27 protein-coding genes, 3 tRNA genes and 1 rRNA gene are annotated in these 26,363 nt (G+C 36.8%); 1 reads left to right on the top strand and 30 read right to left on the bottom strand.

The window, feature by feature from the left end:
* Positions 1 to 30: 30 nt before the first annotated feature.
* From BM294_RS01485 to BM294_RS01460, 6 genes are all read right to left on the bottom strand, one after another.
* Positions 31 to 1,182: an acyltransferase family protein gene (locus tag BM294_RS01485; RefSeq protein ID WP_091204208.1), complete on the bottom strand. Its 1,152-nt coding sequence runs from the start codon at positions 1,180 to 1,182 to the stop codon at positions 31 to 33.
* A gap of 2 nt (positions 1,183 to 1,184) precedes the next feature.
* Positions 1,185 to 1,487 carry an AzlD domain-containing protein gene (locus BM294_RS01480; protein ID WP_091204206.1) on the bottom strand — a complete coding sequence of 101 codons (303 nt, stop codon included), beginning with the start codon at positions 1,485 to 1,487 and terminating at the stop codon, positions 1,185 to 1,187.
* Positions 1,480 to 2,259: an AzlC family ABC transporter permease gene (locus BM294_RS01475; RefSeq protein WP_091204204.1), complete on the bottom strand. Its 780-nt coding sequence runs from the start codon at positions 2,257 to 2,259 to the stop codon at positions 1,480 to 1,482. The genes BM294_RS01480 and BM294_RS01475 overlap by 8 nt, the downstream gene beginning before the upstream one ends.
* 283 nt (positions 2,260 to 2,542) lie before the next feature.
* Positions 2,543 to 3,862: an N-acetylmuramoyl-L-alanine amidase family protein gene (locus BM294_RS01470; protein WP_175494408.1), complete on the bottom strand. Its 1,320-nt coding sequence runs from the start codon at positions 3,860 to 3,862 to the stop codon at positions 2,543 to 2,545.
* Between the two features lie 24 nt (positions 3,863 to 3,886).
* Positions 3,887 to 6,532 (bottom strand): hypothetical protein, encoded by a 2,646-nt coding sequence (locus BM294_RS01465; RefSeq protein WP_091204200.1) that lies wholly within the window; start codon positions 6,530 to 6,532, stop codon positions 3,887 to 3,889.
* 5 nt (positions 6,533 to 6,537) lie between these two features.
* Positions 6,538 to 8,823: an efflux RND transporter permease subunit gene (locus BM294_RS01460; protein ID WP_091204198.1), complete on the bottom strand. Its 2,286-nt coding sequence runs from the start codon at positions 8,821 to 8,823 to the stop codon at positions 6,538 to 6,540.
* Positions 8,824 to 9,135: 312 nt separating this feature from the next.
* Here BM294_RS01460 and BM294_RS01455 point away from each other — a divergent pair, with 312 nt between their 5' ends.
* Positions 9,136 to 9,729: a TetR/AcrR family transcriptional regulator gene (locus BM294_RS01455; protein WP_091204197.1), complete on the top strand. Its 594-nt coding sequence runs from the start codon at positions 9,136 to 9,138 to the stop codon at positions 9,727 to 9,729.
* A 50-nt stretch (positions 9,730 to 9,779) separates the two neighbouring features.
* Here BM294_RS01455 and BM294_RS01450 read toward each other — a convergent pair whose 3' ends face one another.
* The 24 genes from BM294_RS01450 to BM294_RS01335 form a co-directional block, all read right to left on the bottom strand.
* Positions 9,780 to 10,013 (bottom strand): DUF1858 domain-containing protein, encoded by a 234-nt coding sequence (locus tag BM294_RS01450; RefSeq protein WP_091204195.1) that lies wholly within the window; start codon positions 10,011 to 10,013, stop codon positions 9,780 to 9,782.
* 75 nt (positions 10,014 to 10,088) lie between these two features.
* The gene (locus BM294_RS01445; protein WP_091204193.1) at positions 10,089 to 10,862 is read right to left on the bottom strand and encodes an adaptor protein MecA; all 774 of its coding nucleotides are present in this window, start codon (positions 10,860 to 10,862) and stop codon (positions 10,089 to 10,091) included.
* Positions 10,863 to 11,069: 207 nt separating this feature from the next.
* Positions 11,070 to 12,422 carry a replicative DNA helicase gene (gene dnaB / locus BM294_RS01440; RefSeq protein ID WP_091204592.1) on the bottom strand — a complete coding sequence of 451 codons (1,353 nt, stop codon included), beginning with the start codon at positions 12,420 to 12,422 and terminating at the stop codon, positions 11,070 to 11,072.
* A gap of 26 nt (positions 12,423 to 12,448) precedes the next feature.
* Entirely contained in the window at positions 12,449 to 12,895 is a 447-nt protein-coding gene (rplI, locus tag BM294_RS01435) for a 50S ribosomal protein L9 (protein ID WP_091204192.1), read from the bottom strand.
* Positions 12,895 to 14,934, bottom strand: a complete 2,040-nt coding sequence (locus BM294_RS01430) for a DHH family phosphoesterase (RefSeq protein ID WP_442950772.1) — start codon at positions 14,932 to 14,934, stop codon at positions 12,895 to 12,897. The genes rplI and BM294_RS01430 overlap by 1 nt, the downstream gene beginning before the upstream one ends.
* A 159-nt stretch (positions 14,935 to 15,093) precedes the next feature.
* Positions 15,094 to 15,360 (bottom strand): 30S ribosomal protein S18, encoded by a 267-nt coding sequence (rpsR, locus tag BM294_RS01425; RefSeq protein WP_036610981.1) that lies wholly within the window; start codon positions 15,358 to 15,360, stop codon positions 15,094 to 15,096.
* A 42-nt stretch (positions 15,361 to 15,402) separates the two neighbouring features.
* On the bottom strand, positions 15,403 to 15,885 hold the full coding sequence (locus tag BM294_RS01420) for a single-stranded DNA-binding protein (protein WP_091204190.1): 483 nt from the start codon (positions 15,883 to 15,885) through the stop codon (positions 15,403 to 15,405).
* A gap of 23 nt (positions 15,886 to 15,908) precedes the next feature.
* Entirely contained in the window at positions 15,909 to 16,247 is a 339-nt protein-coding gene (gene rpsF / locus BM294_RS01415; protein WP_036610977.1) for a 30S ribosomal protein S6, read from the bottom strand.
* A 162-nt stretch (positions 16,248 to 16,409) separates the two neighbouring features.
* On the bottom strand, positions 16,410 to 16,592 hold the full coding sequence (locus tag BM294_RS01410) for a DUF951 domain-containing protein (RefSeq protein WP_091204189.1): 183 nt from the start codon (positions 16,590 to 16,592) through the stop codon (positions 16,410 to 16,412).
* Positions 16,593 to 16,612: 20 nt separating this feature from the next.
* Positions 16,613 to 17,278: a GNAT family N-acetyltransferase gene (locus BM294_RS01405; protein WP_091204187.1), complete on the bottom strand. Its 666-nt coding sequence runs from the start codon at positions 17,276 to 17,278 to the stop codon at positions 16,613 to 16,615.
* Positions 17,279 to 17,343: 65 nt separating this feature from the next.
* On the bottom strand, positions 17,344 to 18,327 hold the full coding sequence (locus BM294_RS01400; RefSeq protein WP_091204186.1) for a DUF2156 domain-containing protein: 984 nt from the start codon (positions 18,325 to 18,327) through the stop codon (positions 17,344 to 17,346).
* Positions 18,328 to 18,457: 130 nt separating this feature from the next.
* Entirely contained in the window at positions 18,458 to 19,135 is a 678-nt protein-coding gene (locus BM294_RS01395) for a TasA family protein (RefSeq protein WP_091204184.1), read from the bottom strand.
* A gap of 99 nt (positions 19,136 to 19,234) precedes the next feature.
* Positions 19,235 to 19,657 carry a signal peptidase I gene (locus tag BM294_RS01390; RefSeq protein WP_091204183.1) on the bottom strand — a complete coding sequence of 141 codons (423 nt, stop codon included), beginning with the start codon at positions 19,655 to 19,657 and terminating at the stop codon, positions 19,235 to 19,237.
* Between the two features lie 250 nt (positions 19,658 to 19,907).
* The gene (locus tag BM294_RS01385; RefSeq protein WP_091204181.1) at positions 19,908 to 20,630 is read right to left on the bottom strand and encodes a tRNA1(Val) (adenine(37)-N6)-methyltransferase; all 723 of its coding nucleotides are present in this window, start codon (positions 20,628 to 20,630) and stop codon (positions 19,908 to 19,910) included.
* 84 nt (positions 20,631 to 20,714) lie between these two features.
* The gene (locus BM294_RS01380) at positions 20,715 to 21,689 is read right to left on the bottom strand and encodes a PSP1 domain-containing protein (protein ID WP_091204180.1); all 975 of its coding nucleotides are present in this window, start codon (positions 21,687 to 21,689) and stop codon (positions 20,715 to 20,717) included.
* A gap of 166 nt (positions 21,690 to 21,855) precedes the next feature.
* Positions 21,856 to 22,779 carry a DNA polymerase III subunit gene (locus BM294_RS01375; RefSeq protein WP_091204179.1) on the bottom strand — a complete coding sequence of 308 codons (924 nt, stop codon included), beginning with the start codon at positions 22,777 to 22,779 and terminating at the stop codon, positions 21,856 to 21,858.
* A complete protein-coding gene (locus BM294_RS01370) occupies positions 22,751 to 23,326 on the bottom strand; it encodes a nucleoside/nucleotide kinase family protein (RefSeq protein ID WP_091204177.1) in 576 nt (191 codons plus the stop codon). The genes BM294_RS01375 and BM294_RS01370 overlap by 29 nt, the downstream gene beginning before the upstream one ends.
* Before the next feature lie 58 nt (positions 23,327 to 23,384).
* The gene (locus BM294_RS01365) at positions 23,385 to 24,023 is read right to left on the bottom strand and encodes a hypothetical protein (protein ID WP_091204176.1); all 639 of its coding nucleotides are present in this window, start codon (positions 24,021 to 24,023) and stop codon (positions 23,385 to 23,387) included.
* A 29-nt stretch (positions 24,024 to 24,052) separates the two neighbouring features.
* A complete protein-coding gene (locus BM294_RS01360) occupies positions 24,053 to 25,039 on the bottom strand; it encodes a biotin--[acetyl-CoA-carboxylase] ligase (RefSeq protein ID WP_175494406.1) in 987 nt (328 codons plus the stop codon).
* A gap of 132 nt (positions 25,040 to 25,171) precedes the next feature.
* Positions 25,172 to 25,378: a hypothetical protein gene (locus tag BM294_RS01355; RefSeq protein ID WP_139225833.1), complete on the bottom strand. Its 207-nt coding sequence runs from the start codon at positions 25,376 to 25,378 to the stop codon at positions 25,172 to 25,174.
* A gap of 340 nt (positions 25,379 to 25,718) precedes the next feature.
* Positions 25,719 to 25,790 (bottom strand) — tRNA-Glu (locus BM294_RS01350).
* A gap of 6 nt (positions 25,791 to 25,796) precedes the next feature.
* Positions 25,797 to 25,867, bottom strand: a tRNA-Cys gene (locus tag BM294_RS01345).
* Positions 25,868 to 25,895: 28 nt separating this feature from the next.
* Positions 25,896 to 25,968: transfer RNA gene (locus tag BM294_RS01340), tRNA-Asn, on the bottom strand.
* Between the two features lie 72 nt (positions 25,969 to 26,040).
* Positions 26,041 to 26,363 (bottom strand): 23S ribosomal RNA (locus BM294_RS01335); the annotation flags it as partial.

Below are 26,363 nucleotides of genomic sequence, written 5' to 3'. Positions count from 1 at the left end.
GATTTTGTTTTGCAAATGATTCTTCTATAACTATCTTTTTCTTCTTTTTATTAATCCGGGAATATTGGTTATAATAAAACTTACTGCCAGAGAGAGTACAAACACCGTAGGAATACGTATCAAGAGATGCATTATTTCCTTCATCATAGTGTCATATCCGCTTGTAATATCTATAAAACCGAAATTCCAGTCGGGTCCCTTCCTATAATAAATCATATAATAGATAGCATAATGAACAAGATATATCCAGAAAGTATATCTTCCGACCCTAGCTATACAACCTGCAACTTTACCGGTATGAAAGTCGAAACATGATATCAGCACTATAAATGCAGTACTTTGTACGGTTGCAAAGGCACAATTCCAATACAGATAAAAATCCTGAGTCTGATTCAAACTGAATACCAGCCTCTGAAACATAAACCGAACAGCAAACACTACAATGAGTACTGTCAGAGAAACCATCAATACGATCTTTCTGTTCTTTGAATCAGAAAGATAATCCTTTAACCAGGATATTTCTGCTCCTATCATAAGAAGCATAGCCGGAGCTGTATACAGCATAAACGGAGCTATATATACCGGTAAAAAACTTATAAGACCTGTCATATTAAGATCCATAACTATCTGGTTAAGAAATATAAACCCTATAATGAACCATCTGTATCTGCGATATATATCCACCTGATCACCATCTATCATCACCTTTGTATATAATGGTTTCAAAAGCGGGTAGGCAAGTACGAGCTGAAGATATGTGAATATATACCATAAATGAGAAGCTACACTTTCCCTTATATTTCCTCCCCAGGAAAAAACATCACTCAGAAAATTACATATACCAATGCTAAAATGCGTAAGACAATATATAAAAGTCTGTTCTGTACGAATAAAAGGTGCAAATTGATAACTCAGAAACATCACCACAAGTCCAGGAATCACTATACTCCTGATAGAACGTTTTAAAGTTTCTGCAAATCCCTTCCTAAAAAAGAAAAAACCACTTAGTATAAAAAAAAGTGCTACACCATCACTAAACAGTAGTCTTATAAAAAGTTTAGTTGCATCTCCTGTTCCCATCACATCGACATGAGTACCTATAACAAGAAGGCATGCAACCACTCTGACTAAATCTATTCCGGGATCTCTCTCTTTTTTCTTTTTTACATCAATATCTTTCATTATCAAATCAAAAATTCCAATATTAATACTGTCATGCTGCACGCTATGGCCGTAGGAAACAGTCCTCCTCCAAACCAGGCGATGACTATTCCTATAAGCAGGGCTACAAGTCCCGCCACCGGTTCTGCTGTTGCATTCATGATGGCAGGAAATGTCATAACAGCAAGTGTAACATATGGAACATAAAACAGAAAAGATCTGATTGTTTCGTTCTTTATCTCTTTACGTATCAATGTCAAAGGAAGAACACGGATAAGAAAGGATACTCCGAACATAATAAAAATATATATATAATTATTATGCATTTTTTACCTCCTTAGCGACTGTTTTCTCAATACTTGAATATTTTGATTCTTCTCTTTCTTCATGATTCCTTACAGGAAATAATACTGCTGCTATACCGGATATAAGCACCGTAAGTATGATGATTCTTGTTCCGTCACTAAGCGAAGATACGTATGGAAATTTTGAACAGATAAAGCTTGCCGCCATTGACAAAAACACCAATATCCTGACATGTACAAACTGTCTTGCAGGCGGAATTATTATCGCAAGAAACATACCATACAACAGAACGCCAAGTGCACTTACTATATTTTCCGGAACAACATTACCCACAACTACACCACATGCTGTACCTAATGCCCAAAAACTCAATGAACATATTGCAAGTCCGTAATTATAAAATGGATTAAGTTTACCTTTTACCATTACTGATGCTCCAAAAATTTCATCGGTTATCCAAAACCCGACCAATAGTCTGTGAGGAAGTTTTATATCTTCAGATAACTTTTGAGAAAGTGCTGCTGACATCAGCAGATATCTGGCGTTTACTATTGCAGTTATAACAGCCATGGTTAAATATGACGCCTTGGAAGCAATGACTGTAAATCCGGCATACTCTCCGGCAGAAGCATTACACAAAAGACTCGTTAGTGTTGCCTGAAATACCGTAAGCCCTGCACTTCTTGCAGAAAACCCAAGAGCAAAGGATACCGCAAAATATCCTGCTGCTATAGGAATACCGTTTTTTAGTCCCTTTATAAACCATTCTTTACTATTACTTTCTGTATTCATTAAAGGCTCCTTTGCCTCCCTTTATATTGATGTGAGTGCCAAAATATTGTTGTTTTATTTCTCGCGCAATATATTCATTCTATAGTTATATCAGTATATCTTTTATTTATGAAATTGTTAACTGTTATTCGTATAAAGAAATTTCATGCCTGTGATTCGTCAGAATAGTGCAATAAAAAAGAAAAGACATCCTGCCTTGGTGTTATACCTTTAGCAAGATGCCTTTTCTTGTATCACATTATCCTCACCATAATATGAAATATATTTTTTTCCAAAATCTAAATCAATAATTTATACAAATACCGTCACTACCGAACTCATAGGTCCTTCCATTTATCTGATGCGTTCCTGTATACATGACACCGGTTGAAGCACCAACCTTGGATTCAAGATAGTACCAGGCTCCGTTAAGCTGAAGCCACCCGGTGTGCATATAGCTATCCGTATCAAAATAATACCAGTTCCCGTTGATCTGTCTCCACCCTTGATTAAACGGCACACCATCAACAATATACTGCCACTTATACGTAGTCCTTTTCCAGAAAGCATTTGTATCTCCGGAGCCTAAAGTGCTTTTAGCCACACTGTTGTATGTTCCGTTACTTTTTACATTTGTGGCAAACTCACCATCTACAGTTGACTTGTAATCGCCAAGAAAATCCCACTTATCATCTACATCATAATCACTAACATCTGCTGAATAGCTTCCTGCATAAGCCCAATCAGATATTGAAATATTATAGTAAGAAGCATCATTTCTCTTTGGAATTGCTCTCACAGTAACCTTTAATGTTCCGGCCTGTGCTGAGTTAATGTATCCTGATACATCATGACTCTTTTCTTTGGTACGGAATTTCTTGGTAACCTTCTTTCCGCCAACATTTGTATAGCTTATACGTACCTCATACTCTTCGGCGAAAGTTGAGTCAAAATTTGTCCAGGATGCTTTTCCCGATGCATCAATAACAGCTTCCTGATATCCCTGATCATCTGTCGGAATGGCTCTTACAGCAACACCAAACTGTCCGTTGTAAGCATTATTAAGTGCATTGTTGATGGAATAGTATGTCTTCTCTGTTGTATGATGTGAAGTTTTTTCATTACCATTTTTATCAAGGTAAGTTATAACAACTTCATACTTACCGGAATAGTCCACATCATTCCATTTCACCTGAGAGTTTGCAGGATCAATAGTTACATCCGGAGCCGGAAGCTCATAAAGAGGATATACAAGTAGTCTGCCGCTTGCTTCTGTATTATCCACAGAAACCACATCTACATATGTGGAACGAATACCTGTTCCTGTTATCTTCAGATCATCATCCAGAGCTCCGACATCACTTGTGATTGTAACATTTATTGTTGCCGGAATAGTCGGATTATTATTCTTTATACTGGTTGGATTAGAAATGATCACATCATCCACATCATCATCCTTATCCACCTCATATTCAGGAAAAAAACATATTCCTGCATCAGGTTCATTAATGTTATCGAGGTTTGCATTTATCACTACATTTTTTACCATGGCGAATGCTGTAATGGTTGAAAAAAAACTCATAACACTGCAAATGCCAAGATATTTTACGATGTTTTTCCTCATATCTACCCTCATTTCTCATATCGATTAATTTCCGAATATTGCTTTTATTCCGTTCCACATCCTGAGGAATACCGCCTTTAACCTTTGAATGAATGTTGAACCCGCATCAGGAATTTCGCTATCCAAAACCTTTTCATCCTTGTTATCCACAGAAATCTCTTCGGATCTGCATACTATGGATATAGATGTAGGTTCCTGATTATCCTTACTTGTGAGAGAAACCTTCGGCGCATCAGGATCCATATTAAGGAAGTTATTATCCTCTTCTTCCTCATCTAGTTTGTCATTGATAGTATTTCTCAATTTTCTGCCTGTATCTTTAAGATGCTTCGTACTGTCCACAACATCCTGAGTATTATCTACCGCTTTTCGTCCTATCTCCAGTCCCTCATCTGCAGCACTACTGAAATCAGGTTCTGCTGAACGAAGGACGTTATTAACATTCTGGAGAGCAATTGACGCATTGCCTGTTGTCTTTTCAAGTTCCGTGATAACATTCTCTGAATCCTCAAATGTTCTCTGAACATCCTCATAGTAAGCATTCATGATTCCAATGAGAGCGTCTATATCAGTAATTGTGCTTCTGACAGTATTAAGTGTTCTTGCAGTCTGAAAAGCTACTGCACCACCATCATCCATGATATCATCAAGATCTGAAATAACATTGTTTATCGAACTGATAAGTTCTTCAGTTGAATCAGAAGAAAACAAGTCTCCGTTCTCATCTTCCAGATTTGAGATAGCATCAGTAAGAGACTGTAAGCTGTCTGACAGAGAATCCATCTCTTTATCTGATGCTATATTGTTATTTACCAATGATTTGGTATTTTTCTTTAATGAAAGAAGTGAATTAAGACTGCCCGAATACTTTGATGCATTTCCTGCATTAGCCGTTGCCTCATCGCCCGTCATGACCTTTGCATAGACCTGAACCTTATCAATTTTAAGTCCTGCATCTTCAGCTTCCTGCGTAGCCTGAGCTGCTGAAGCTTTTGTTGCCTCACTTATCTTCTGAAGACCATCCTGATATTCTGCTATTTTTGCCTGAAGTACTGCCTTTTCCGCTTCTTCTGTGGTAGGATCTGCTAATTTTTCTGAAACAGTCTGTAATGCTGTTTGGAGCGCTGTGACCTTCATAGTTGCATCCTGCTTTTTAGCCGCCAAATCCTTAAGTTCGTCACTATGAGTACTTACATATGCTATGTACTTTGCCTTCTCTTCATCTGAATCTGACGATACACCTGCTGCATTTGTATTGGCTACTGCAAGTATAGCTGCAAGTGAACCTGTATCTATACTGCTCACATCACCCATTACCTGTGAAACTGCAGAAATGAGACTTTTTTCCTTATCACTTAACTTGTCATAACCTCGATTATCCGCTGTACTATCCAATGTCGCATCAGTGATTATCTCAGAAGCACTTGCACTTATCTGCTCCCTGTTCTTTGTAGTATTGTTTGTCATCGAATTAACACCGGTCACTACATCATTTAAACTGTCTATAGCTTTGGATGCATCATCATTTAAATCCTGTATATCCAGATTTGATAAACTGGTACCACTCATGGAATTACCTAACTGCTTCAGCCTCTTATTAAGTGTGTTGAGCTTGGTACTTGCATCCATAAGATGAGAATCCATAGTATTAAGATTTGAATTGATATCATATACCATCCACTGAGTGGTCTTAAGATCCTCATTTAACGGTTCAAGCGTTCCCTGAAGATTACGAAGATCCTGAATAGCAACATCATTACCATTAAATATAACCTGAGCATTGTTGTGAAGCTTATCCTTACCAGACTGGAGATTTGCAAGCATCCTGTTGGTAAGATCAAGTTGTGACTGGACATTTGTTACTCCATCAAGAACATCTTCAAAATCGTCCATCATAGCATTGGTGTCATCTCTGAAATCATCCTTGATTTTCTTGATATCCTTAATCTTTGAAAGATCACCTACTGTACCCGGACTCATCATAAAGATAGCGCCTACTGTTTCGAAACTATCCGTGCCAAGCCTTATCTCAAAATGTCCCTCTTTTCCGGGAAGTGCTTCAAATACAATTGCCGTATACTGTCCAAGTGTGGATGTCTGTGAATTCGGCGCATCAACAGAATAACACTTCTGCACATCTACAGGAACAGTAACTATGAGCATCATATTGTTTCTCATGTATTCTGAAGCATTTTTATTGGGATACGCATCGATATCCATCTCAACAAGACCTGACTGCCCTGCAATTTTATCTGCATCAATAACCACACCATTCAGCTTATAAGTGATATCAAATTTCCATGGTACCTCTACAGATTCAGGCTTAAGAGTTCCCTGAAAATAAAACTTACCACCATCATACTTGTTCCAGGTTACCTTCCCGTTCTTAAAATCCGGTTTCTGTGCATCTGACATATTGGTAATGTCTATATAATTCCCAAAGTCCGTATAACTCTCAACTCCATTAAAATTTATCCCCTTAACCACATTGGCCTTGCTTACTGTACCATAGTAGTCAAGATTCAGATACATTGTCTCATCTACATCCACATGAGCACCTGCTGCATATGCAGACATCGATGCCATTAGTATATTTGTGGAAAGACAGCTCAAAAGCACGGTATAAGTCACTGTCTTTTTTAATATTCTTCCGGTCTTATGCTTTCTCATTGTCTTTACTCCTCTCCCTCTTTTTTCGTGTTGTGTCTTTTCATTTCTTCGGTAATATCTTCTACTTCACGATATTTATCTCTCTCAAGATTACGGAGCCTTCTCTTGTTTCGCACATACTCCCTAAACTGCATAAGCTTCTGCTTACGTCTTTCGTGTCTTGATATAAATGTTCCTGTTATAAGTCTGTCAGAAAGCTTTAAAAGTGCCGGCATCAGACATGTGACAAATATAACCGAGAATATTGCTCCTCGTCCTACAAGGTGTCCAACCTGTCCTATGGCAGGAATGGATGACTTGATACTGATTGCATATCCACAAACAACAAGTATGATTCCTGATGTTAGTATTGAAGGAAAACTCAGCTCCGTCATATTTCTTGCAGCTTCCCTTTTATCAGGCTGGCTGCTTCTAGACTGCAGATATCCTTCAGTTGAAGATATAGCATAATCTATAGTTGAACCAAGCTGTACACAGGAAACAACTGCATATGCGATAAATATCAGTTCAGATCCGGCAAAATACGGGAACGACATATTTACATATATAGCCATCATTATCGGTACCATAGCAACAAGCGGCATAAAAACCGACTTAAAGGATATGGCAACAACTATAAATATACTTAGCATCGCCAATGCATTCACAAGCTTATAATCAGGTATCAGTACTGCTTCCATATCCTTTGTTGTCGGAGTATTACCTGTTATGTATGCCTCCCCCGGATAATAACTGTTAATTATATCTGATACCTCTCCGCTGTACTTATATGCAGTTGTGGATTCCGGTTTTGTCTTTATATAAACAAGAAGTCTGGCATATCCATCTTTATGAAAAAGCTCCGTAACTGATTCAGGAAGAAAACTCTCCGGCATTCCATCCGGAAGATAAGCGGACATTCCCATAACATTTTTTACATAAGAAAGATCCTTTAACTTATCACTCAATTCTTTTTCTTTTAGATGGTCATTATCAGGGAATATAGCTACAAGCAGATTTGATCTTCCAAATTTCTCATCTATTTCTTTTGAATTCTCATACATGGAAGTTCCCGGTCCTGCACCGGTTGCATCGGGTCCATACTTAAAGTTATTCATTCCCTGAGCTATGTAAATAGGCCCTGCAATGGCAAGTGATGCTACCAGCAGATAAGGACTTATCTTATTTACCACAATACTGAATTTATGAAAACTTGGAAGGAATGGTCTATGCCTTGTTTTATCAATTTTGTCAGACCAACTTAAAAGCAGTGATGGCATAAAAAAGATAACCATCAAAAGAGAACAAATGATTCCCTTAGCCATAACGATACCCATATCCCAACCTATAGTAAACTTCATAAATATCAGTACTATGAAACCAAAGAACGTTGTGAGGGATGATGCCAGAATAGTTGTTATGGTTCCCATTAGTCCTACCTTAAGTGCTGACTCCTTATCAAGTCCGACCTCTCTCTGCCTCTCATAGGCATGAAGCAGGAATACAGAATAATCCATTGATGTGGCAAGTTGAAGAATATCACTTATGTTATTAGTGATATATGATATCTCCCCTAGAAATATGTTAGAACCTTTGTTCAAAACTATAGCACAGCCTATAACCGAAAGAAAAAGAACAGGTTCAAACCAGGAAGTAGTAGTAAACAAAAGAATAATGAAGATAAGTATAACTACTATTACAAGAATCTCCTTCATCTCCTTCTGTACATTTTCTTCGATAAACTTGTTTGTAGGAGACATTCCTACAAGATATCCTCTTCCTTTTATAAGCTTGTCAATTTCTGCAATAGCCTTATGAGTGCGCTTTGATGTGTCTCCCTCAATAAAAGTTATATCCATAACTGCGCATCCATCTTTATAGTAGTCATCAATTTTGTCATAGTCGATGAACTCTGATGAACCGTAAACCTGAGTTGTTGTATCACACCAGACCACTTGATCTACACCATCGATTTTTTCAATCTGATTTTTAAACTGCTTTGCCTCATAGATTGTTACATCTTTAAGCATCAGTCTTCCGGAGCCGGGGTACCCAAAAACTTCTTTCATCTTATTTATAGCAATCTTTGAGTCTACCGTGTTAGGAAGGTATTTTGTCAAATCATAATTGATTGCAACAAAGGGATAACAAATCGCAAACACAACAACCAGTGTTAAAACTATGTTACGTATTCCCTTATTATGATCAACAATGAAATCAGCTAGATTACCTCGTTTCGTGATCTTCTCTGCAGATTCTTCTAATCCGTCCTTTTCTGCATCTATTTCTGTATTATTATTCAAGTCTGCCATATTATCCCCTCTGTCTATCTTACAACGAATGTTTGTTTCAAAACAATTATTCGTTTGTTGACACATGTTCATTATTGTGATATTTTCATTTTAAAAATAAGCGTTATAATTCGCAATAGTCAATTTTCATCATTTAGTTTGTTTTTGAACACATTGTCGTATTATGTTAATTATCGCACTATTTTTATAGTTTATTAACAGATATTTTATAATATCCATTATAAAATAGTGCAATTTCATTGTATTCGATGTGTTTTTCCAAAATAATGAAGCGAATATTCCTAAACACATAATGCTAAAGAAAGGTTTATTATGTCAGTTCAAAAGAAATCTCCGGATGCAACAGATCGAAGGATACGAAAAACCCAATCAGCGCTCAAATCCGCTCTTGCTGAACTTATGAAAACAAAACGTGTAAAAGATATTTCAGTACGCGAACTTACCGATCTGGCTGATGTAAACAGAGGGACTTTCTATCTTCATTACAAAGATGTTTTTGATCTTTTGGAACAATCAGAAAATGATCTTCTTGCTGAGCTACACGAGACTATCAGCGAATTTGATGAATCAACGGTTTCCAATGATCCAACTCGCATATTTGAAGCGGTTTACAATCTTTGTAAGGAAAATTCCAATTTTGTACGTATACTAATTGGAGAAAACGGCGACATCAAATTCCTGAATCGATTGAAAGAACTTGTACGAGAAAAATGTCTTACAGATTGGTCCATCATAGTAAGAAAGCAGGGTATCAATCAGTTTGACAGCTATTACGCATTCGTAGTAGGCGGATGCATCAGTCTGCTGCAATACTGGTTTTCAAGCGGAATGCACGAAACACCTCATGAACTTGCAGATATAACAGGTGAACTATTAAGTGGTGGTTTATCCATGAAATCAAGATAAAAAAAGAGTATCTCATATGATGAGATACTCTTTTTTATCATATTTAATTCTTAAGCCTCTACATTTCCATTCTGTGATTCTTCATACTCACGAAGCACATCATTGAGATCTGCTGTAAGTGCATCACTGTCAATTCCATGTACCATACAAGCCTCTTCAAGGGACTCTGAAATAGAAGAAGGACAATAGATACATCCCATTCCATTCTGCATCAGGAACGGAGCAACCATCTCATTTATCTGAAGAAGGTCTCCGATTCTCATATCCTTTGTTACTGTAATCATAATTATTATCTCCTCTTACATTGAAATATAATCCAATTCTTATCAGGTTATGACATAATAAAACTTGGACAGGTACTAAATACTTCTTAACCTCTGCATGGCATTCTTATCAACAATAAGATCAAAGTGCTCCTTAAAGTAAGCTTCATAAAGATCATTATCCTTAAGCTTACTTCCAAACTCATTCATAAGGTTTGATGCGCGATTAAGTGCACTTGTACCACCTTCACCGGTATGAAGAACCAAATAAAACTTACCTTCTTTATTATCCTTATACAATGTATTAATACCGGAATATATGTCTCCGACAGCTGTAGATGCATCTATAACACGATCAAGTGTCTTAAACACATATACCCTGATTACATCATCATGTGGAACGGTTGATTTATTTGTACCTTCACCGGATACTTCTGCACCATCCGTTGGCTCCAATGCATTAACATCATCAGCACCTGACTTTACCTGGCTGCTGCTCTCCTTGATCTCTTTTATAAGATCCTGAGCACCCTCCAGTATCTCACTTGCTAACTGCGAGATCCATCCGCTCTGCATAGAACCGGACTGCGCGAACTTGGAAAAACGTGTATCCAATTCCTCCGGATCGTCGACCTTAGATATAACAAGCTGTATGGATCCACCCTGTAACGGCACGGCTTCAATCATTAACGGCCCGTTGTCTGCAATAAACCCAACCTCTGTCTGCGCTTTCTGCATCATCTCCGTAAACAAACGCTTAGCTGCTTCAGATCCATATGTCATATCACGCAGATTTATATTCCTTGAACTAAGATCCAAGCTGGTTAATGTACACCTGATGGAGTTGTCATCTATTCTTTCTATCTTCATAATGGCTCCTCCTTTTTATTATTTGATGAAAAGTCATTTTACGGCAATATTCACATCACTATATACTGACTTAATTACATCATAATGACAGATATTATAATATCCAAAATTAAATTGCAAACACATGAATAATATTTTATAAAAGTTTAATGTATATTCATGTCTTCGCCACTACTCTTCGTTATTTTATTCGACACTTAATCAATATCAATAACTTGCTTCCCTTACCGAATGATCCTGATTTACAAATCTGGTGTATTGTGGCTGCCACAATAATGTTACCGTACCTATAGGTCCATTTCTCTGTTTTGCTATGATAACTTCTGCCTCATTAGGGTGCTCCGTATCCTTATTGTAATAATCATCTCTATACAGGAACATTACTATATCCGCATCCTGCTCAATGGCACCTGATTCTCGAAGATCGGAAAGCATAGGTCTATGATCCGGCCGCTGCTCACATGCACGGGAAAGCTGCGAAAGCGCAAGAACAGGACACTGCATTTCTCTTGCAATAGCCTTAAGTGATCTTGATATCTCAGATATCTCCTGCTGACGGCTGTCACTTCCTTTACCTGATCCCGACATAAGCTGAAGATAGTCTATTACTATAAGATCCAACCCTTTTTCAAGCTTTACCTTACGACACTTGGAACGCATTTCTGTCACTGTGATACCTGGAGTATCATCAATGATAATGTTTGCATCTGATACTTTATCAACAGCGTTGATAAGTTCACCCCAATCCTCATCTGTAAGAGAACCCTTTCTCAGCTTATCAGCATCTACAAGAGATTCCATAGAAAGCATACGATTTACAAGCTGTTCTCTTGACATTTCAAGTGAAAAAATCATACATGGCTTGTGCTGACGAACCCCGACCGTATCAAGTATATTAAGCACAAATGCGGTTTTACCCATTGATGGTCGTGCCGCAACAAGTATAAGATCAGACTTCTGCAGTCCCGCAGTTTTGTAGTCGAGATCATAAAAGCCTGTTGATACTCCGGTAACTTGTCCTCCATTTTTAGCTGCTTCTTGAATATTATCAAGAACCTTTAAAGCAACTGTGGCTATTGACTCTGATTCACCTGTATTTCTCGTCTCAAGAAGTTTAAATATTTTCTGCTCAGTCTGCCCAAGTATGTCATCAACCTCTTCATCACCTGCATAGCACATATTGGCTATCTCTTCATTAACCTTAATAAGTCTTCTAAGGATTGACTTTTCCTTTACAATGTTGCAGTAGGATCTGACATTTGCACTGGTAGGAACAGCCATGACTATATCACGGATAACCGAAATATCATAAACCTCGGCAGGAACATTATTACTCTTTAGCTTTTCAGACAATGTTACGATATCCACCGGTTGATCGTGATTATACAGATCCTGCATGGCATCAAACATCAAACTGTACTGCTTCTGATAAAAGTCATCCGGAATTAGCATTTCTGATGCCGTTGATACAGCATCCTTATCCCTGAGCATCGCACCAATAACACTCTGTTCAGCTTCCTGACTGTGCGGAATCACTCTTGTCAGAATATTTTCATTCATTTCTGCCATTATTATTTCCTTTTATCTCAAGCACTTATTACCGATACATGAAGTACTGCAGTTACATCCTTATGCAACTTTACATTAACATCATATCCTCCGAGGTTTTTCATAGGAACATCTACAGAAAACTTCTTCTTATCAACCTCAATACCGGCCTGACTCTTTAATGCTTCCTGAACTTCCTTGGTTGAAACAGAACCAAATGTACGTCCGTCTTTTCCTGACTTTACTGTAATGGTCAGCTTCACCTGTTCTATTTTCTCTTTCAGAGCTTTAGCATCAGCAAGTTTTTCAGCTGCAATCTTCTCTTCATTCTGTTTCTGAAGCTTTAAAGTATTCATATTTTTGTTGTCAGCTATGACACCAGTCTTGGATGGAATGATAAAGTTTCTTCCATATCCTTCTGATACCTCTACAATATCACCCTTCTTTCCAAGAGCCTTTACATCCTTTAATAAAATAACCTTCATTATGAAGCTTCTCCTTCCTTAATCATTTCGTCTATTGCTTCTTTAATCGATGCGATAGCCTCAGGTACAGTACCTTCTCTGAATTGAACTCCCGCAATGGTACGATGTCCACCGCCTCCGAGTTTTTCCATGAGAACCTGAACATTCATCTCGTCGATAGAACGTGCAGAAACGTATATTATATCATTATAAAACGTTAGTACGATACTTGCCTTTATTCCTCTGATATTGAGCAGTTCATTAGCAGCCTGAGCACATATAACTGTCGGACTTTCAAGTCCCTTTGAATCAATGGTGCTGAATGCATATGCATTGCGATAGATCTCAGCACTTGAGATTGCCGCGGCTTTTGCCTGATAATCCTTGAGATTTTCTCTGAATACTTTACGTATCCTTGTTATATCTGCACCACATCGTCTAAGATATGCTGCCGCTTCAAAAGTACGTACACCTGTCTGATTAGTGAATTCCTGTGTATCAATAACTATTCCACCATACATTGCGTCAGCTTCAGGGCCCTTAACTTTGATACCGTCACCTATGTACTGCATCATCTCAGCAATCATTTCACATGCACTCGAAGCATATGGCTCACAGTAACTCAGAACAGCGCCCTGTATAGACTCACTTGCCTGACGATGATGATCAAATACCACAATTGTCTTACAAACTTTTAACAATTCCGGTTCATCAATTATTGAAGGCCTATTACAATCTACCACCACGAGAACAGTATTACCATCTACCATCTGTATTGCCTGCGGTCCCGTAACAAACATATCTTCCGGATAATCATCACTTTGAAGAAAACGCTCCTTAAGGGGTAAAATAGTTGATGTTATTGTATTTTCCACAATATATGCTCTTTTTCCAAGAGTAGTTGCCATACGATAGACGCCTACCGAAGCACCAAGACAGTCAACATCGCTATTGGCATGTCCCATGATAATTACTTTATCTCTTGATTCCAAAAGTTCCTGGAAAGCCTGAGCCTTTACTCTTGCCTTTACTCTTGTGGTTTTTTCCTGAGCTTGGGCCTTGCCGCCAAAGTAAGTAAGATTTTCATTAGACTTTACTACAGCCTGATCTCCACCTCTTCCCAAAGCCATGTCAATGGATGTTCTTGCATATTCATAGTTCTGAGAATAAGTTTCCGCACCATATCCGATTCCGATACTGAGAGTAACTGCAAGATCGTTTCCGATATTTACCTGCTTTACTTCTTCCAGTATAGAGAATCTGTCATCCAGCATCTTAGACAAAAACTGTTCCTTTAATATAAAGAAATACTTATCCTTTTCTATCTTTTTTATAAGGCCGCTAACTGTTGAAATATATCTGTTGATCTTTCTGTCAATAAGTGCAGTGAGTAATGAACGTCTAACTTCTTCCGTTTCTACCAAAACCTCATCATAATTATCGATATAGATAAGCCCGATAACTATATGCTCTCTGTCTAACGCAAATTTAAGTTGTGTTTCCTCGGTTTCATCCCTAAGATAAACAGCTATGGTTTTCATTTCCGGATCATAAAGTGAAGGCTGAGATCCATCCTCTGTTGTTACTTTTGTTCTTATCAGGTCTACAAGATACTTTCTTCCCTGATAGTCAGAATGAATTTCCAGCGTTATATCATCCTCATAAAACATTTCTTCATGAATATTGGGAAACATCTGCATTATATTACCTGATGCAGCTCTGTCATCACCAACGATTTCTTCAAATCGTCTGTTTCCCCAAAGAACATTTCCCTTTTCATCAATCATGCAGTATGGCGTTGGCATTTCATTAAAAAGCTCCGAATGCACATCACTTGCCCCCATAGCATATGCCTGTAAAGCAGCCTGAAGTTTAGTTTTTCTGGTAGCATATATATATACAGCACCACCAATATATAGAATAATAAATGGTGACAATACAAATGCCGCATGTGGATCTGTCAAGGCCAGAATCAAATTGGCAATTACCAGTATCATTATTAAAATAAATGGCCAGGAAAAATATCTATCAATTAAGTTTTTCGGATTTTTCATGCTCATGTCCATCTCCATATGCCTAAAGCTTTGGATAGCATTATACCATAAATATAATAATATTAAAATAAGACCATCATACCAGTATATACTGATATGACGGTCTAAATACTTATCTATATCCGATCTTAATATCCCGAATATGATTAGAAATCAAACTCAGAATTAATCTACCTGATATGGAAGAAGTGCTACGTGTCTTGCTCTCTTAACTGCAAGAGTGATAGCTCTCTGATGTTTAGCACATGTTCCAGTAATTCTTCTTGGAAGAATCTTACCTCTCTCAGAGATATACTTTCTTAATGTAGCTACATCCTTATAATCAATAGGCTTTGCCTTCTCGCTGCAGAATACACAAACCTTTCTTCTGCTACGGAAGCCGCCGGCTCTTCTTGGTCTTGAGCCACTTCTATCTGACTTCTGAAATGCCATGGTTAATCCTCCTTGTAAAATACCACAAGGGTTTCCCTACGATCAGTTAAATGGGAGTCCCTCGTCCTCTACCCCATCAGGTATATTCATAAAACCATCGCCGATTGAGCTTCCGCCCTGTGAGGACATATGACCTACAGAATCAAAACCTCTGTTGCCTGAGTAACCGCCTGCGCTTCCGTTAGAAGCGTTCTTGCTCTCAGCAAATTCCTGATTTTCTACAACAACATCTGTTGTATAAACCTTCTGACCATCCTTGTTAGTATAGCTTCCGGTCTGGATTCTTCCCTCAACGGCAATCTTGGTTCCCTGATGTAAATATTTCTCTGCAAACTCTGCAGAACGACCGAAAGCAACACAACCAATAAAATCTGCTGTCTGCTGGTCCTGAGCACTTCCATCAGTCCTACGTACACGGCGATCTACCGCTAATGTATACCTTGCGATTGCCATAGAGTTCTCACCCTGTGAATATCTCACATCAGGATCTCTGGTTAATCTACCCATTAGGATAACTTTGTTCATTTTTGTTCTCGCTTTCCGCTTGCTTACTCAGCTTTCTCTTCTGCAGCAGCTTCTGGAGCTACAGCCTCTGTCTCAGCTTCTGGCTTAACAACAAGATATCTGATAACTGGTTCCATAATGCGAATGTGGCTCTCAAGCTCATTCGGAGTATTGGAATCACCTGTAAATGGAATGAAATAGTAGAAGCCTTCCTTCATATGCTGAATCTCATATGCAAGTCTCTTCTTGCCCCACTCCTGGATGTTCTCTCCAACAGTGCCACCGAAACGGGTGATATATCCCTTAATCTTTTCGAGAGCAGCTGTTCTCTCCTCATCTTCGAGCTTCGCACTCAGAACAACACATAATTCATATTTGTTCATCTGCTTTACCTCCTTTTGGTCTCTGGCTCCCGCAATTAGGCGGAAACAAGGAATTTATTGATACGGTACTGAATGTTAACAAAAAAGCCGAAATATTGCAAGCATTTTTCTTATTTGAATTATTTTTTTTATTTTAAATTTTATGATTATTCTTTTTTCATTCTATGTTCTACTGATTTTTTTGATCATAGTGCATACTTTGGGTCTTGGAAGCATCAATATGTGACCACATCCCTGACACTTTATACGTATATCAGCTCCTACCCTCAATACTTCCCACTCCAAAGAACCACAAGGGTGCTGTTTTTTCACAGTAATTATATCGCCAACTTCAATCTTATCCATATTTCTTCCATCCCCGGTTATTAAACTGATTCTGATATATATATACGTTGACTTCTCAGCCATTTTATCATTTCTGATTCCGTAGTATTATACTTCAGACCACTGAATCTTAAAAAGGATTCTTTTGATATTATTTTTGCCATAATAACAGCATCCTCAGGTATACTGCTGTTTTCATCACATAAAACATCTTCCATTCCGGCTCTTCTCCGATAATCATCATCTTCCTTAATATATATGTCATATTCGGTCTTAACAGATTCATAATCCTTTATTCTTTCCGGTGTAAATTCAGCTACAGAATAAAAACCAAATGGCTCATATATATCTTTATTAGTTGGTATTAAAAAACAGAAAGGTATACCTTTTTGATGCATGATTTCAAAGCCTTTATTCAAAACCTCAGTCATATAACCTCTATGTCGCATCTCTACATCTGTAGCAACCGCATATATATAGAAAACATCTGTATATGTCTCGCCTTTTCTGCAAATCGTAAATGGATTTAGATGCGCCATTGCTATGACCTTTTCATCCACCTTTATGTCTATAACTATATTATCCTTGCATCTGTCTTCATAGTACCACTCTAAAAAGTCACCTTTATCCTCCGGAAAAACTGACTCATAAAGAGCTTTAGTTTCCTTTTTTTGTTTTTTTTCAGTTAAAACATTTAATTGTTTCATAGCTTTTTATCGATATATCATTATTAATATATGTGATCTAGTATATTTTTAATATATCTATTTTTTTAGTTATATTTGTCTATCTCATTCTCGTATTGATCAAACATCTCTTCCTTCCATCCGGTATAATCTTTTTGAAGGACCATATATTTTCTTTCGTATCCACAGGGATTATAACTTCGTTTTGCCTCTCTTAATCCTTCAAGTCCTAGATCATCCTCACGATTGATAAGTTTTGCATTGGGAAATTCATGTATGAGAAACTGTTGATTTATCATCTGATATATTCCGGGAATCAATGAATTCCCCTTTTCTATATCTATACATGCCATATTTTCTCTTGGATTTAAGGCTCCCATTGAAAAAGCCTCAAGTCTTCCGTCCACATATATTCCGCCTGTTTTAAAGTTATCAAGCGAAAAACATCCCTTGAAAATTTCATGTATTCCCTTAATCTCATACTCCAGGCTATCCTCAGCATTTTGTTCTTCTTCAGATCGCTTGAGATACCACCTGTCAAGAAACTCCAGAATTTCTTCCTTATTACTACACTTAAGTGACCTATATTCCCATCTGCCTTCATATTCTCTGAAAAATTTATTAATTAGATTTTTCTTCTTATGAAATTTCTTACCGGAAAGCGTTCTTAGTTCATCCCCGTCATATAGATAGTCCTTTAAATCATCCTCCTCTCTAACATAAAATCTGACATCATTTTCCAGATTCAGTTTTTTAACTGCTTCTTCATCGGCAAGATAAATCTTTAATGGTTTATGCAAAACATCATTAAAATATGACTTTATCAACTCAAAATAATAAGCTAAGTCTTCCTCAACGCAATATGGCATAGCCGAAAAATATTCTCCATTCTTATACATAAGAGATAACAGTGCTTTTTCATCTTCTATACAAACACGAACGTTATAATACTCAGCCCAAAGAAAAGTATCCAAAACACCACTATCACAAGTTTTATTTGGACGCATGTAGTAAAACTGAGCTATTCTCTTGGCATCCTCTGATTTAGGTCTGAAAAATTTTAAATCCATTTAATTGTCCTCTACACATACATGCTAATTGCGTTCAGTATATCACATATTATTTTCATGCCTTATTTATATTTTGGGGATAATTACCGTTATCTTTTAATAATATTAAGTTCGAATCACATTCTGCTTTTTAATTAAATTCTGACATTTCATTAGCATATGCACTGTCTTTAATGAATTCCCAGCTAAGATTATCTTCTAGATTTTCAGTTTGTATTCCGTAAACATTTGCTATTACTTCACACGTACTGTCCATGAAACGTTTCCCTGCATTAAGTCCTAACATCAGCTTTAAATCCACTTTACATTTGTTTTGATTTCTTTCTGTTGTAAGTATTCCATTATTAACAACAAATTTTGCAACTTTATTATCTTCTGTCAATGAAACAAATTTAATTTTGTTATCCATTAATTCACTTATTGTAACATCATCTACAAAATCTTCTCCGGAAAACTCAGGATCTACCTGTCTGTCTTCTTCCTCAAGACTTCCTTCAGCATCCTGAATAAACCATTCAACTGTATCATCCATTGGAACAGAAGAAACAAGTGTGATTTCCGTAAATACCAATGCATCAGCAGCTCCCACATTCTCCACAGTATAACTCAGATCTCTGCTATCACCCGGTAGCATATTTGAAACTTTATCATCAGTGAATTCAGATCTGTCAACAAACAAATTAAGATTTGATGCTCTGGCTGTGATTTCCAATAACTCTTTATCCGTAAAATACGCATACGAACCAGTTAAAGCTGATAGTAATGCTGCCATAGTTATAGTTACTGCTGCTATTCTTTTAATTTTCATTATTTTATCACCCTTCTCTTATATATTATTATATTTTTTCGATAGTTTAATCGCTCTGTTACCATATTAATATTCACATGTCCTGTTAACTGATCTTAGTTAGAACAGTACATGTGCAACTGTTCCGATTATATCTTCATCCTTAATTCTTCCAGGATCTTCAGAATTATTGGCATCACCTTTTGTAATATATCCTCTGGTATCCTTCCCGATGATACGATGTGTAACATACGAGTTTATCCCATAGTTGGTTTGTTTAAACATAACTATGTCATCAACTCTCGGTGTTTCATCTTTCTCTCTGATCAACAGGATTTCTCCTGCGGAATATGTGGGCTCCATAGAATCAGACAAAACAATTACCGGTTTCCAGCCGAACAAGAAGTATGGTGTACCTGTATACTGTTCACGAAGCGAGCAAACAAGAGTATAAAGTGCAATAAATATAAGGAGCAGCGTAAATCCGGAGGATATTAACGCCAATGCTTTGTTCAATTTTCCTTTTATGCCTCCTATATTCATCAAATTGACTCCTTCTTTCTTATACACATTTTCCCTTATAATATTTGGTATTTATTTTTTTAGCAGTCTCCTTTCCAATTAATGCTTACTCTTTCATCATTTCAAAATATCCAAAAAAGAAAATGCACAAGAAATATAAAATACGCAAACAGCGTCTCTACATTTCTCATGCATGAAGATTAACATATTAAAAATTGTCTGAAAATTGTCTAAAATCCGACCATAGTCTGATTTTAGACTATATATTTTGTCATGAAACGGCGTAAATACTAAGTAATTCATCCGTGTAAATATTTTTATCTTTATATACAATTAACGGTTTTTCCACAATTAATTGAGTCTTTCCACCTTTGACAGCTTCCAACAATACCATATTGGCTTCACTGTATTCATACGGATATATTAATCGCATACGTTTAGGCTCCAAGTGAACCCGCCTTAATTCATTGAAGATATCCACAAGTCGATTCGGTCTGTGAACCATATAAAATTTCCCATTGGATTTTAAGGCATATGCTGCCGCATAGCACACATCTCCTAATGTACACATAACCTCATGTCGAGATATAAGCTTTCTGTCAGTTGTATTAAGCAATCCGGCGCTCATATATGGAGGATTACACGTTACAACATTCATACTCGAAGCCAGTTTCATTTCCTTGATTTCCTTAAGATCTCCCTGAATCATTTTCATCCTGTACTCCTCATGATTCATTTCAATAGATCTTTTAGCCATATCGGATACATCTTTCTGCAGTTCTAATCCTAACAATTCCTTACAATCGGTTTTAGCAGCAATAAGAAGAGGCACTATTCCTGTTCCGCTGCACAAGTCTAACAATCTTGTTTCATTAGTTACTGCAGATAATGCATAGTTAGCCAGCAAAACAGCATCCATTCCAAAACAGAATCCCTCTGTATCCTGTATTATTTTATACCCGTTACATTGTAGATCATCTATTCTTTCAGCCATAATTCTTTCCTTATATCTTTTTTATATTTATTCTAAAATAAGGGCTCAAGATGTTGTATCATCTCCCGCCCTTATCCATACATATCAATCTTCAAGTCCAGACTTAACATCAGCTCTTTCAAGTTTCTCTAATGCTTCGATGTCATCATCTTCATGGCTCATCTGATTGTTGTTTTTGTTATTTTTGTGATTATTGCCTTTCCCTTCCTGTTTCTTATCATTTCCATTATTGCTTTTTTTACGCGGCTTAAATCTGAGCTCTGAAACTTTATACTCTCTAAGCTCCTTCTCATCCTCTTTTTCAAGGTTAACGATAACTTTTACTTTTTGATTCAAAACAGATACAGAAGTAACCTCACCTTTAAGTCCGTCCGGTGTAGTTACCATATCACCCATAGACGGAAGACGGGAATTTAAAAACTCATACACCTCTTCTTCATTTTTAAGACAGCACATAAGTCTTCCACATACACCGGAAATGTTTGCCGGATTAAGACTAAGTCCCTGCTCCTTTGCCATACGTATTGAAACCGGAGCAAAATCAGAAAGAAACGTGTGACAGCATAAAGGACGTCCACATGTTCCATATCCACCTAGAATTTTTGTCTCATCACGTACACCCACTTGCCTCAATTCTATACGTGTTCTGAAGATTGATGCAAGATCCTTTACCAACGCTCTAAAATCTACTCTGCCATCTGCTGTAAAGTAAAAAAGCACTTTACCTCGATCAAAAGTATATTCCACATCAATCAATTTCATATCTAGATTATGCTTATGTATTTTTTCCTGACAAATCTTAAAAGCTTCTTTTTCTTTTTGCTGGTTTTCATCATATTTCTGATCATCTTCCGGAAGTGCCTTACGGATAACAGGCTTAAGCGGCTGTATAATTTTCTCATCCTCCGCTTCCTTATTACCCATCACGACATAACCATATTCTACGCCTCTGGCAGTCTCAACAATGGCATGCTCACCTTTATTAAACTCAATATCACCTGGGGCAAAATAATATATTTTTCCAGCTGTTCTAAATCTTACACCTATTACTTCAGTCATATATTCCTCCGGGATCATCACCATCCCTTGTATTCTTTTATTAAATAAATTTATTATAAATACTCATCGAATGACAAGTTTTTAATCTATTGATACATATTTAATTATAAAAAAATTCAGTACCTTAACACAACACCCCGGTACTGAAAAAACAAATAATAAATAATCAGTGATGATTTTGTCTAAGTTTTAACAAAAAGTCTTCAATCATAATTTCTTTGTTAACATTTAATGTTAAGTCTCTAAATGCTCTTTCAATATTATCTGTTGCACGTCCTATCCTCTCGTAGCTCATTACATTTGCCATCTTAATTATGTCCTCTGATATCTCTTGTCCATAAATTAGTTGTATTTTTGACGTACTTTTATAGCATAACACATCTCTTAAAACAATTTCAATAAAACATAGAAATGTACGAATTGGTACTTTCCACTCCTTTGTAATTTTATCTGTAAAATCTATAATCTCTCGACTATTTTTGAATGTTATTTCAGCTAAGAAGTGAACTGTTTCTCTCGACCAATCCTCAGAAATCATGTCATTCATGATTTCTTTTACATCTCTTTCTCCGGCCTTAATTTCTATTACTCTTGATAATATTGTAGGTAAAAATGCATCTGAATTAGTTGCTAGAAGCATGATAACAACATACTCTGGTGGCTCTTCCAGTGTTTTTAACAGCGCATTCTGTGCCTGTTGATTCATACATTCCGCATGCTCTATCAGATAAACTTTATATATAGCTTCATATGGCCTTATTTCAACTGCATTTGCTATATTTTCTCTTATATTACCTACAGAAATTGTTGTTGGATTATCTTCTGGTTTATCCGGACTTATAACGAATAAATCCGGATGCTCGTTATTACTCACCCTTTTCTTTACGCTATCCTGCCACTCTTCTAGGGAAGCATACCCTCTTTCCTCGTAAATTGATAAGTTCTTAGTTTCTGAATTATTCTTATCAATATCTTTCATTAACAGCTTTTCCGCAAAACCAACTGCCGCTGCTTTTATGAACTCCATATCCTCGCCTTCTATCAGATAAGCGTTATATATGTTATTTTCTGGTATCTTTAATGATTTCATCTATACAATCTTCTACAACTATATTTTCATACCTTTTTACAATTCCGGCATTTTGAAGTTTATCTTCTGAAAAATCAATATTGTCAGCTTCAAATCGTCTTAACATCTCTTCAAATTTTGGCGTACTCTCTTTCAGCTCGCGAAGTTTCGCCCTTTCAAGTCTAATTTCATCGGGAACCTCAATATATAGAGGTACTACATTTTCACATCCAAAGTAATCTCTGGTACTTATATAGCTTTGAAGAACTCCTATCATCAGATAATCATGTTTTCTTGAAAAATCTATTTGTCCGTCATCGACAGTACCATATCTCCAAGGTCCATATACTGTCTGATATGTTCTTTCTTCTATCATTTTTCCATCTGCCTTGAAACTATCCATCTGTTCTTCACTTACGAAATGATACTCTACACCTTCAGACTCACCTTCTCTTATAGGTCTTGTGGTATATGGAGTAACTTCTTTCCAATCCGGATTTAATTCCTTAAGCCGTTTATATATAGTATCTTTCCCACTGGCAGATTTTCCCAATAAATAATAAATCATGTTTTCTCAAATTTTTTCTTGTGGATATTTATATCTTTTAAATTTCAAACGTAAATCATTAATCAATAACTACCGGCCCGGCATTACTAATCTCGGTAGCACTGTCAGGTGTCCATCCCGGACTTTCATTGATTCTATTATCACCTACAACAGGACCATCATTAATTATTCCATTCCCTGCATTTTCCGGAATTATATGAGGATTATCCTCCTCTTCGGTATAATCAGATTCCTCATAGTCTCTGTCATCTACCGTTTCTTCCTCTTTCTTTTTACTCTTTGACTCTTCAGAATTTTCATCCGATTCATTAAGTTCTTCTATTTCTTCTGAAGCATCCTTTTTCTTTTCAGTTTCCTCTGCTTCTACAGAAGCCTCAGCTGATTCAATATTTTTTTCAACTTCAGCAGCATCTGAAGAAGCTTCAATAACTTTGGATACAGTGCTGTTAACGGTATATTCTTCAGTAGTTGAAGACTCTGTTGCAGCTACAGTTACTGTTATAGGCTCATTACTATCTGTGATATTTACTCGTAAATCCGGTAATGAAAAACCATCTACATTTTTAAAAACAAAAAAAGCAATAAGAATTGCCACAACAAGCATAGATACAGCAAAAAGTATCTTAAATAAATCTCCAACTAATGTGGCTTCCTGCTTTTTTCTTTTACTTGAACTCCTTTTTTTGCTTTCACTCATTTCTTTCCTCAAAGTTGTTTGCAATACAATTAAATAATAACTTTATTATCATTAAGCCTTACAGATACTTCCCCAAACACTAGATTACCTGGTGTACCATTATCCTCAACAATATCTAATGTACCATCATTTCTGATACCTACTGCATGAGCGTTACGCACTTTTAAGCCATCTATTACTATAATATCATGTCCTGGCACCAAATTTCTTTCTATATATTCTGGAGCAAGCTTTTTTTCTTCTGCAATGCTATAAAACTCTTTGATAATCTCCGCTGCAAGCTTATTTCTATCTATAGCTACGGCATCCGATTGCCTACCCAAAAGCGATCCGGCCTTATTCTTTATATCTTCCGGGAAACCATTCTCTGGCTCATAGATATTTACACCTATACCAACCACAATATAATCCATCCGGCCTGATTCCATACTGGCCTGGCCTTCAGATAGTATCCCACAAACCTTTCTTCCATCATAGTAAAGATCATTTACCCATTTAATTGATAACTTTATTCCTGTAACCCTTTTTACAGCTCTATAAACAGCAACAGCTGACTGAGCTGTTAACATAAGGTTATCTATAACTGTACCCTGCGGTCTCAGTAGCATACTTATATATAATCCACTCTTTTTTGGTGAAAAAAAAGTGCGACCTAGTCTACCTTTTCCACCCGTTTGGTAATCTGATATGATTGTTGTTCCATGTACAGAATGCTCAGCTACCGCCATCTTTTTTAATACATCATTTGTACTCGTGATTTCCTGAAAAACCTTTACAGGATAAGAATAATTAAGATATCTTTGTATGGCTTCTTCTGACAACATATCGGATTTTTCAGAAAGCTTATATCCTTTATTCCTTATTGAATCTATATCGTATCCTTCATCTTTCAATTGATTGATAGCTTTCCATACAGCCGTTCGTGAACAATTCAGTTTTTCTGCTATTTCTTCACCCGAAACAAATCTTCCTTTATTATCTTCAAGTAACGAAATTAATAATTTTTTCACAGCCATCTGTAACCTCCCGGATACGCTATATATCCATCCTAACTTGATAAATAATATCAAAAAAAAAATATATATACAAGAAAAGGAACCCTTGCTGCAGGGTTCCTTCATAAACATATAACATTTACCTAATGATTTTTACTTTAAAGTTATCCATTTAAAATTGATCTCATTGTTTTTATAATTACAATAATCGGTTTTATAAAATCCGCCTTTATCTGACTTATGAAATAATCTGCACCAGAATTCATAAGGCAGTTCTTTTCCATTAAATAAAATACGAATACCTTTATTTCTCATTTTCAATAGCCCTAATAAATACTTTTCTTGCATGATTAATTCCATAATTAACATTAATCTCCTTCTCTGTAATTTTCATTTCATCTTTAGCATCCTTGCCTGGTTATAAACATTCTTCGAATAATTTTATGAAATGATTAACGAACATATAATCCAATTATATGTAAATAATATAAATGGTTCCTATAACTTATGTTTCTATACATGTATATTTAACGCGCTTTGTTATTATATATCAGAGTTTCATTCTTTCATATACTCTAAAAAACGACCATATTTTTTATGTTTAAATAACCTGTGATTTTATAATTCTATGAAAATACAATAGATACGTGTGACTATAAAAAAATAAGGCCTTAAGCTTACGCTTAAGACCTCAAATAAGTGACGCCAACGAGATTCGAACTCGTGATACCACCGTGAAAGGGTGGTGTCTTGACCACTTGACCATGGCGCCAAACAAAGGCGAAGACCGGGTTCGAACCGGTGATCAGGGTGTTGCAGACCCACGCCTTACCACTTGGCTACTTCGCCTTATAAATGATGCAAATACTTGCAATCGCGCCTCCAGATGGACTCGAACCAACGACACCGCGGTTAACAGCCGCGTGCTCTACCGACTGAGCTATGAAGGCATAACAAAATACCTGTTCTATATATTACCATTCATTTTAAAGAATTTCAACATCAAAACTTAAACCAGCATATTGGTCAAACCCTCGACCTATTAGTAACTATCACCTGAATGCTTTACAGCACTTACAGCTTAGCCCTATCTACCTCGTAGTCTTCAAGGGGTCTTACTCTTGCGATGGGATATCTCATCTTGAGGGTGGCTTCACGCTTAGATGCCTTCAGCGTTTATCCAGTCCCGACATGCCTACCCTGCACTGGAGTTGATCTCCAACAGGTCCAACAGAGGTCAGTCCATCCCGGTCCTCTCGTACTAAGGACAGCTCCTCTCAAATATCCTACGCCCGCGCCGGATAGGGACCGAACTGTCTCACGACGTTCTGAACCCAGCTCGCGT

This window comes from Oribacterium sp. WCC10, from assembly GCF_900113415.1.
Lineage (GTDB): Bacteria > Bacillota > Clostridia > Lachnospirales > Lachnospiraceae > Oribacterium.
Note: the sequence above shows the minus strand (reverse complement) of the source record. Positions and strands in the feature narration are given on the sequence as shown.

What these genes read in the sequence shown, in the direction of transcription:
- BM294_RS01420 (WP_091204190.1), bottom strand. Translation starts at nt 15,885, where the DNA reads ATGAACAAAGTTATCCTAATGGGTAGATTAACCAGAGATCCTGATGTG.
- BM294_RS01470 (WP_175494408.1), bottom strand. Translation starts at nt 3,862, where the DNA reads ATGAGGAAAAACATCGTAAAATATCTTGGCATTTGCAGTGTTATGAGT.
- BM294_RS01460 (WP_091204198.1), bottom strand. Translation starts at nt 8,823, where the DNA reads ATGGCAGACTTGAATAATAATACAGAAATAGATGCAGAAAAGGACGGA.
- BM294_RS01375 (WP_091204179.1), bottom strand. Translation starts at nt 22,779, where the DNA reads ATGAAATCATTAAAGATACCAGAAAATAACATATATAACGCTTATCTG.
- BM294_RS01455 (WP_091204197.1), top strand. Translation starts at nt 9,136, where the DNA reads ATGTCAGTTCAAAAGAAATCTCCGGATGCAACAGATCGAAGGATACGA.
- rpsF (WP_036610977.1), bottom strand. Translation starts at nt 16,247, where the DNA reads ATGAACAAATATGAATTATGTGTTGTTCTGAGTGCGAAGCTCGAAGAT.
- BM294_RS01390 (WP_091204183.1), bottom strand. Translation starts at nt 19,657, where the DNA reads ATGAATATAGGAGGCATAAAAGGAAAATTGAACAAAGCATTGGCGTTA.
- rpsR (WP_036610981.1), bottom strand. Translation starts at nt 15,360, where the DNA reads ATGGCATTTCAGAAGTCAGATAGAAGTGGCTCAAGACCAAGAAGAGCC.
- BM294_RS01360 (WP_175494406.1), bottom strand. Translation starts at nt 25,039, where the DNA reads ATGGCTGTGAAAAAATTATTAATTTCGTTACTTGAAGATAATAAAGGA.
- dnaB (WP_091204592.1), bottom strand. Translation starts at nt 12,422, where the DNA reads ATGAATGAAAATATTCTGACAAGAGTGATTCCGCACAGTCAGGAAGCT.
- BM294_RS01410 (WP_091204189.1), bottom strand. Translation starts at nt 16,592, where the DNA reads ATGGATAAGATTGAAGTTGGCGATATAATTACTGTGAAAAAACAGCAC.
- BM294_RS01395 (WP_091204184.1), bottom strand. Translation starts at nt 19,135, where the DNA reads ATGAAAATTAAAAGAATAGCAGCAGTAACTATAACTATGGCAGCATTA.
- BM294_RS01475 (WP_091204204.1), bottom strand. Translation starts at nt 2,259, where the DNA reads ATGAATACAGAAAGTAATAGTAAAGAATGGTTTATAAAGGGACTAAAA.
- BM294_RS01380 (WP_091204180.1), bottom strand. Translation starts at nt 21,689, where the DNA reads ATGACTGAAGTAATAGGTGTAAGATTTAGAACAGCTGGAAAAATATAT.
- BM294_RS01355 (WP_139225833.1), bottom strand. Translation starts at nt 25,378, where the DNA reads ATGGAATTAATCATGCAAGAAAAGTATTTATTAGGGCTATTGAAAATG.
- BM294_RS01430 (WP_442950772.1), bottom strand. Translation starts at nt 14,934, where the DNA reads ATGAGCATGAAAAATCCGAAAAACTTAATTGATAGATATTTTTCCTGG.
- BM294_RS01370 (WP_091204177.1), bottom strand. Translation starts at nt 23,326, where the DNA reads ATGATTTATTATTTATTGGGAAAATCTGCCAGTGGGAAAGATACTATA.
- rplI (WP_091204192.1), bottom strand. Translation starts at nt 12,895, where the DNA reads ATGAAGGTTATTTTATTAAAGGATGTAAAGGCTCTTGGAAAGAAGGGT.
- BM294_RS01365 (WP_091204176.1), bottom strand. Translation starts at nt 24,023, where the DNA reads ATGAGTGAAAGCAAAAAAAGGAGTTCAAGTAAAAGAAAAAAGCAGGAA.
- BM294_RS01405 (WP_091204187.1), bottom strand. Translation starts at nt 17,278, where the DNA reads ATGAAACAATTAAATGTTTTAACTGAAAAAAAACAAAAAAAGGAAACT.
- BM294_RS01400 (WP_091204186.1), bottom strand. Translation starts at nt 18,327, where the DNA reads ATGGATTTAAAATTTTTCAGACCTAAATCAGAGGATGCCAAGAGAATA.
- BM294_RS01450 (WP_091204195.1), bottom strand. Translation starts at nt 10,013, where the DNA reads ATGATTACAGTAACAAAGGATATGAGAATCGGAGACCTTCTTCAGATA.
- BM294_RS01445 (WP_091204193.1), bottom strand. Translation starts at nt 10,862, where the DNA reads ATGAAGATAGAAAGAATAGATGACAACTCCATCAGGTGTACATTAACC.
- BM294_RS01465 (WP_091204200.1), bottom strand. Translation starts at nt 6,532, where the DNA reads ATGAGAAAGCATAAGACCGGAAGAATATTAAAAAAGACAGTGACTTAT.
- BM294_RS01485 (WP_091204208.1), bottom strand. Translation starts at nt 1,182, where the DNA reads ATGAAAGATATTGATGTAAAAAAGAAAAAAGAGAGAGATCCCGGAATA.
- BM294_RS01385 (WP_091204181.1), bottom strand. Translation starts at nt 20,630, where the DNA reads ATGGCTGAAAGAATAGATGATCTACAATGTAACGGGTATAAAATAATA.
- BM294_RS01480 (WP_091204206.1), bottom strand. Translation starts at nt 1,487, where the DNA reads ATGCATAATAATTATATATATATTTTTATTATGTTCGGAGTATCCTTT.